At 48.9% G+C, this 7,886-nt stretch carries 2 protein-coding genes; both read left to right on the top strand.

Translation table 11 applies throughout. The annotated features are described in order from the left end of the window. Positions 1 to 482 precede the first annotated feature (482 nt). A complete protein-coding gene (locus tag ABLU50_RS15820; protein WP_071839091.1) occupies positions 483 to 680 on the top strand; it encodes a DUF1737 domain-containing protein in 198 nt (65 codons plus the stop codon). A gap of 834 nt (positions 681 to 1,514) precedes the next feature. Beyond that, positions 1,515 to 7,439 (top strand): DUF3320 domain-containing protein, encoded by a 5,925-nt coding sequence (locus tag ABLU50_RS15815; RefSeq protein ID WP_227525967.1) that lies wholly within the window; start codon positions 1,515 to 1,517, stop codon positions 7,437 to 7,439. The last annotated feature ends 447 nt before the right edge of the window (positions 7,440 to 7,886 follow it).

Genomic DNA, 7,886 nt, shown 5'->3' with positions numbered 1-7,886 from the left:
TCAATGGTCGGGGACTTTCACCCCTTGATCTTTACCGGTCTCCCGGCGCACACTGTATAAATAAACAGTATATTTGTTAGGTGAAATGTTCAAGCGTTTAATGCCACTTTTCGCTAACCCATGCTCATGTTTAGATTGATCTTTTCTCCACTAAGGACGAAATCCGCTATCACAGGGATACAGTCATTTTTGTAGTGATCAACACCATTGATAAGAAACGTTGCTACCTCTGGCGTACCCCCGAATTTATTAAGATGGTCAGTACACACGTGGCAATGTAAGTATCCCTGCAAAACGAATCATCAATTTTTAAAGGGCCTCTGGCGCTCCAGATTCCGCTCTTGGCACACAGGGGACGTCCAGGGCCCGGGGGTACTCCCCTGCACGCATGGCCCAGATTGACCATTATGATTTTTTATGGTTTTGTGAAGATAAAAATAACGACAGAGCCAAAAAGGCTAAAATTGAAGAGGAGCACTACCATGAGCAACCCAGAAATAAAAAATAAGGGCCATGAACCTCCGGATGGTCTTCCTCGTTATCGTCTCCTGACAGGTAAGGATGACGCTAAATTTTGTCATCGGGTTTCAGAAGCACTGGCGCTTGGTTATCAACTGTATGGTTCCCCCGCCGCGACGTTTAATGGGCAGGATGTGATTGTTGCGCAGGCCATCATATAGCCTGAGGTACAGCAGAATCAGGCTTCGCAGGAATGAGTGGGCTCACAGCGTCCGGAATCTGCCCTGTGCCGTAAATCACCGCAAGGTCTGTCATAAGGTAATTGCATCACGCATCGCGACACCTTTTTTCTTTACGCAGGCCTTCTCTTTCACTGTTTGTCAGAACTGTGGACCGCAGTAATCTCCACTCCGTGCTTTAATCAATGAGAGTGATGTCGGGTGCAAATTAAACTACCTTTCTCAACAGCAAAGGCGAGATAACCCTACCTTCGCAGGGTTTCCGCGCCTGGTAATATGCCATGACAGTCTCTAAGACCGCTTAGAGCGAATAGCGGAAGTTCACAGTTTGACAAAGGTATGATTAAAATAGTGCCTTGTTCAACAACAGGGAACAGGTCAAGAGATATATTCAATTGTTATCCAGGAATTTTTCAAAATATTATATCGAACATCATCTTTTCTTGTTTTTTTTTGTTGTTCATCATTACAAGTGAATCGTGGGATGAAAGAAAAAAAATATATTTATCAAAAACATAAATCTTTCTGAAATTGCTATCCCACCTCAGATTACTGGGCTGACCTAATCTATAGATCAAGTTCGCGTTATACTTTAATGTTAGCAAAATACTAAGATGATTCTTAGGGACGACCTCTTGACGGTAGAGGAAGCGTGCATTGATTTTTACAATCACTACCTTTCGCCCCCAACCTAATCCGCGAATGATGCTTTCTGTACTTGCGCGCCTGTTCTGATACTCGCCGCCAGAGCAATCAAATTGCTGATGCTTTCTGCCTGTTCAATGCGTCTCCTGTCGTCAGCACTACTGTGCATATTTGAGTGATTTCCTCTTAAGGAGAACTAGTTTCATGGGTATAAAAGCGCAGGTGAGTATCGCGCACAAGCTGGGGTTCACATCACACCAGAATGCAGTTCCGCTGTTACGTGAGCTCATCTTGCATAATGAGTCCGAAGAGACATTTCAGGATCTGACGCTGCATCTGCGGACCGCGCCAGCCGTGCTCGAAGATAAAAAATGGAATATCGACCGCCTGCTTCCCGGTACTTCACTGGATATCAGGGATCGGGATGTCAAACTTAATGCCAAATGGCTCGCCGAACTGACCGAAAGCGTACTCTGCGAAGTCACCATAAGTTTGTGCCAGGGTGAGGAAGAAATCTTCATTACTCATTATTCGCTTGAGGCACTTGCGAAAAATGAATGGGGCGGCAGCGCAATGATTGAATTGCTCCCTTCATTTATCATTCCTAATGATCCGGCGGTAGATCGTGTACTCAAGGCAGCCTCTGATGTCCTTCGCCGTGCAGGCAAGAATGACGCTCTTGATGGTTATGAAAGCAAGTCGAGAACTCGTGTCTGGGAAATTACCTCAGCTCTCTGGACTGCTGTCTGCAACCTCAATATCAGTTATGCCCTTCCCCCAGCCAGCTTTGAACGGAATGGCCAGAAAATTCGCACACCAGGCATCATTCTGGAAGGAAAAGTCGCGACCTGTCTGGATACAACCTTATTATTTGCTTCAGCACTGGAACAGATTGGTTTGAATTCACTGCTAATGCTCAGTGAAGGTCATGCGTTTGCTGGCGTCTGGTTACAACCACAGGAATTTTCGCAGCTAGTGACAGAAGACGTCTCTGCGGTGCGCAAACGTGTCGACCTAAAAGAAATGGTCGTATTTGAGACAACTCTCGCGACCAGAGCTCACCCGCCTTCATTTACTCAGGCATCTGATGAAGCGTTAAAGTATCTTAACGAGGATGTTTTTCACGCAGCCATTGATTCGCGTCGCGCGCGGATGCAGAAAATTCGGCCACTGGCTCTGGGTGTCACTCGCCTTGAAGAACAGCCTGATGCTGAGGAGGTTATTTCTCATGGGTTTGAGGACGCACCCTCTCTCCCTGATGTTGACATTGATATTGAAACAGCTGGCGAAAAAGAAGCTGGGGGCCGGCTTGTACAATGGCAACGAAAACTTCTGGACTTAACCACCCGTAACCGCCTGTTACACCTGCCTGAAAGCGCTAAAGGCATTCGTTTGATCTGTGCGAATCCGGGCCATCTTGAAGATAAGCTAGCTGAAGGCAAACGCATTCGCATTGTCCCGCTCCCTGATCTAGAGAGTGGAGGCCGCGATGCCGAACTTTATCAGCAGCTCACAAACGAGAACCTGCGGGAAGAATACGCCCAGATTGCGCTGGAACGCGGTGAAGTCGTCTCCGCAATGGAAAAATACCGCCTCGAGTCATCCCTAATCGACCTCTATCGAAAATCGAAAAGTGATTTGGAGGAAGGTGGTGCCAACACTCTTTTCCTCGCTGTGGGCTTCCTTAAATGGAAAAAATCCGCTGATGATCCCAAAAGTTACTCAGCTCCACTGATACTACTGCCGATTCAGCTTGACCGTAAAAGTGTACTTTCGGGCGTGACCATGCGTTTGCTGGAAGAAGAGCCCCGCTTCAACCTTACTCTGCTTGAACTGCTACATAATGACTTTGCTCTGACAATTAACGGCCTCGATGGCGATCTGCCCACCGATGAAAGTGGTGTTGATGTGGATGGCATCTGGAATATGGTACGGCGTGCTGTGCGCGACATACCCGGTTTCGAAGTCACCCGTGATGTCGTGATTGGCACATTCTCTTTTGCCAAATATCTGATGTGGAAAGATCTAATCGATCGGGCACCTCAGTTGATGCAAAGTGCGCTGGTAAAGTATCTCATCGAACGCGGCCAGGACAATGCCGTTCTGGATAAGAGCGGAGAAGTCATCAACGTTGAGGAACTCGATGACAACGTCAATACGCAGGATCTTTTCCTACCGCTGCCTGCAGATTCCTCGCAAATCGCCGCCGTTGTAGCCTCTGCAAAAGGGAGGGATTTTGTTCTGGATGGCCCCCCCGGTACCGGTAAGTCGCAAACCATAGCCAATATGATCGCGCATAACCTTGCGCTGGGAAGGCGCGTACTTTTTGTTGCTGAGAAGAAAGCGGCACTGGATGTGGTCTATCGCAGGCTTGAGGCTCAGGGACTCGGTGAATTTTGTCTGGAACTGCACTCGAGCAAAACGTCCAAGATGGATTTTCTGAAACAGCTAGAGCGGGCATGGGATGCGCGTGATCTACTGACCACCTCGGAGTGGAAGGAAGAAGCGGCCAAGGTGCAGCACCTGCGAGACAAACTCAATGAGGTTGTCCGTTTGCTCCATCTGCGCTGGCCAAATGGCTTAACGCTCCATCAGGCAATGGGCACGGTTATCAGGGATGCAAGTAGCGCCACGCCGCACTTTAGCTGGCCTGCATCGACTTTGCATTCTTCTTCAGAGATGACTCAGTTCAGAGAGATAGTAAAACGTCTGGAGCTGAACCGTGATACCTGGAAACAGCACGGCGATCATTTTGACCTCATTACGCAGGCTGACTGGACCAATGGGTGGCAGTCTTCTCTCATTGCTGCAGCAAATTCATTGCCTGCAATCATCGATCACCTTGAAAACGCCACCGAGGAATTACTGAAGGCGACGGGAGTTACTCTGGACTCTACTGAGCCCGAGAGACTGTCGCAACTAACTTCATTCTGTGAATTATTGACGGAAGCTTACGGCATTGATCTGAATTTCATGTTCGCACCGGATGCCACAAGCCGTATAGAGTCAGCGAATAAAGCCGTTCACCTCCTGAAAGAGATTGAAGTGACAAAGGCTAATCTGTCAGTTACCTACCCTGGTAACAGCTGGCAGTACGTTAATGCTCCGCAGATCAGAAACGCACTTGACGTCGCTGACAAAAAATTCTGGTTCTTTGCGACCAGTGCCCGCAAGAAAGTCATTGGTGAAGTTATCCGACAATACTCGCTAACGTCAGCTCCCGACTTATCCGTTGATCTCCCCATTGCTGAAACTCTGCAGACATTGCTGCAACGTCTGACCGAGCTTAACTCTGTCACTTTATCCCTGCCGGGATGGGCTGGGCTGGATACCAACGTTGCACAGTTGCAGACCACCCTGGAACTTGCAGAATCTATCCGCAATTCGCTTGGTGGTTTTGCTTCTTCGCCACAGCAGTTGGTCGAGATCCGCACTGCTGTAAAAAATCTGATTATTGATGCCAATGACCTTCTCGGTTCGCAGGGTGTTATCTCCGCCCTGACTCGGAAACTGCGCACAGCAATCGCCAATTTCAATGATGCACAGGTTAGCTTCTGCAATCTGATAAAACCAGCTGAGGACAAACCATCGCTCCCGGCACTGCGTGACTGCGCACTCAATATCCTGCAACATCAGTCTGCTCTTAAAGCCTGGAGTGACTGGAGCCGTGTACGTGAGGAAGCGATTTCACATGGCCTGCAGCCAGTGATCAACGCGCTGATCCATGTTAACTCAGGAGAAATAAGCGCTGCAGAGATTTTTGAAACTGCCTATTGCCGCTGGTTTGCATCGTGGATGATCGATTCAGAGCCGCTGCTGCACAATTTTGTGCCGGCTGAGCACATGAGTGATATTGAGGCTTACCGTGCTCAAACCGATCGTCTGGCCAAACTGACAGTACGCTATATCCGTGCTCGTTTATGTGGCGTCATTCCTGCAAAAAATGAGGTCAGCAAGCAGAGTGGTTTTGCACTGCTTAAACATGAACTACAGAAATCCCGTCGTCATAAACCGGTACGCCAGATGGCAGCCGAAATGGGCGATGCCATGGCCAAACTTGCCCCCTGCATGCTGATGAGTCCGCTTTCAGTCGCCCAGTTCCTGCCCTCCGACCAAGCCTTGTTTGATCTGGTGATTTTCGATGAGGCATCGCAGATTGCCCCGTGGGATGCTATCGGCACCATGGCGCGTGGCAAACAGGTGGTAATCGCCGGTGATCCCCGCCAGATGCCGCCAACCAGCTTCTTTAATCGTGCAGCTAATGACACGGACGATGATACTGAAGAAGATATGGAAAGCATTCTGGATGAGTGTCTTGCTGCCGGCCTGTATAACCACAGCCTGAGCTGGCATTACCGGAGCCGTCATGAAAGCCTGATTACCTTCTCCAACCATCGCTACTATGACAGCAACCTGATTACGTTCCCCGCTTCCGAAACAAAGCAAAGTGCTGTCCAGTGGTGCAAGGTTACAGGCGTCTACTCTAAAGGGAAAGGACGTCATAATCAGGTCGAGGCAGAAGCGATCGTCGCTGAAACGGTGAAGCGACTGACTGATAAAGAGTTCGTTGCATCAGGCAGATCGATAGGCATTATCACGCTGAATACTGAACAGCAAAAGCTAGTCAGCGATCTGCTGGACCGTGCCAGACAGCATCACCCTGAAATTGAACCCTTCTTCCAGTCTGAACTGGAAGAACCTGTTGTGGTTAAAAACCTCGAAACGGTTCAGGGGGATGAACGCGATTTGATCATAATTAGCATCGGGTACGGCCCGACTGAGCCGGGCGCAAATACAATGTCGATGAATTTTGGCCCGCTTAATCGCGAGGGAGGCTGGCGCCGGCTGAATGTTGCCGTCACACGTGCGCGACAGGAAATGATGGTCTTCAGCTCGTTCGATCCTTCCTTCATCGACCTTAATCGGACCAGCGCCCGCGCGGTTGCTGACCTCAAACACTTTATTGAGTTTGCCCAGCGCGGCCCTGAAGCTCTTTCTCAGGCAGTACGTGGGTCTGTAGGCGGTTATGACTCACCGTTTGAAGAGGCAGTAGCAAATGGTCTGAGGAGAAAAGGCTGGCATGTTGTCCCGCAAATTGGCGTATCCCGTTTCCGTATTGATTTGGGGATCGTTCATCCGGATAAGCCTGGCGACTATCTTGTCGGTGTTGAATGTGACGGTGCCACTTACCATAGCGCAGCAACAGCACGCGATCGCGATAAAGTCCGCAGCGCTATCCTACAGGGCCTGGGCTGGAAATTACTGCGCCTCTGGTCAACTGAATGGTGGATTGATAAAGAAGGTGCACTCGACAGGCTGGATACAGCAATAAATCGCCTGCTGGAGGAATCCAGAGCAGCGGAAGCCGCACTGATTGCTGAAGCAGAAAAACAAAAGCAGATTACGCCAGTCATCGGTCACGTAACCAATGATGCCAGTGAAGACATACTGGTATCTGAAATTACACCTGTCGCTAATGATGAAGAAATATCCACGTCAGTAAACCCTATCATCACGCCTCCCGCCGAAGTAAGCGAAGATGATGGTGGCACTGAGTTGAAGTATGCATCTACAGCTTCTCAGAATAACAACAAGCCAGCGCATGCCGGTAAGTATGTCGTTAACGATCTTCAGGAATGGCACGACAGGACAGATGCAGAACAATTCTATATCGCTGAATATGATGAGACACTTAAAACCCTCATTGAAGCGGTGGTAACAAGTGAATCACCCGTTCTGGATACAACGCTTGTGCACCGCATCGCACGTATACACGGCTTCACTCGCGCTGGCAGACTGATACGTGAACGCGTAATGGAAATTGTGGATCAACACTATCACCTTGCAGCCGATCACTCAGGTGAAAACTTCGTCTGGCTGTCCGCTGAGCAACGTGCTGACTGGAATGCGTTTCGTTTGCCTGCCACGGATAACGACATTCGCCAGGTTGACGCGATCCCTAGTGAGGAATTACGCGCACTGGCGCTGAGTATTAAAGGTGACAATAAGATACAGGAAATGACCCGCTCGCTTGGAATTAAGCGCCTGACCAGTCAGGCAAAAAAAAGGATTGAATCAATACTTAATGTTGTTTGAAGGTCAACCGTGTGGAAAACCACTTTTAGAGACTAATAGTCTGAAATATAGAGTCTTAATCGACCATTTTGAGACCGGATGTATTAAAGTCGATTTCTGACACCTCTTCTCGTGGTTTTCCACATCACCAACATCGACCAGTTGGGCGTAATTAAGGAGTACTAACCTGCTCCCCGTATTTTCACACAGACTGCTGTTAGTTACTTCCGCTTTTGGCACTCAGCTGACATCTCAGCTTTGCCTCACCCCGGAATAATTAAACTTAGCTTTGACATCCCGTACCAGCTGCTGATGATTCCATTTTAGGCATAATCAGCACCTCGCCGCATGCGCAGGCAGCGGTTATGCATTTTGGCAAGCAACCATAGTTCGTTTGCTGTTGTAGTCATACCGTAAGCGTACAGCGAGAACCGTATTGACGGGGATGTGTTATTCAGTTGGCAGTGT

It is taken from the genome of Klebsiella sp. GG_Kp173 (genome assembly GCF_040062415.1).
Taxonomy (GTDB): Bacteria; Pseudomonadota; Gammaproteobacteria; order Enterobacterales; family Enterobacteriaceae; genus Klebsiella; species Klebsiella quasipneumoniae.
The sequence above is the reverse complement of the archived record's forward strand: the minus strand, read 5'-3'. Positions and strand labels throughout refer to the sequence as shown.

Bases quoted from the DNA above. Each gene is read 5' to 3' on its own strand.
- ABLU50_RS15820 (WP_071839091.1), top strand. From the start codon at position 483: ATGAGCAACCCAGAAATAAAAAATAAGGGCCATGAACCTCCGGATGGT.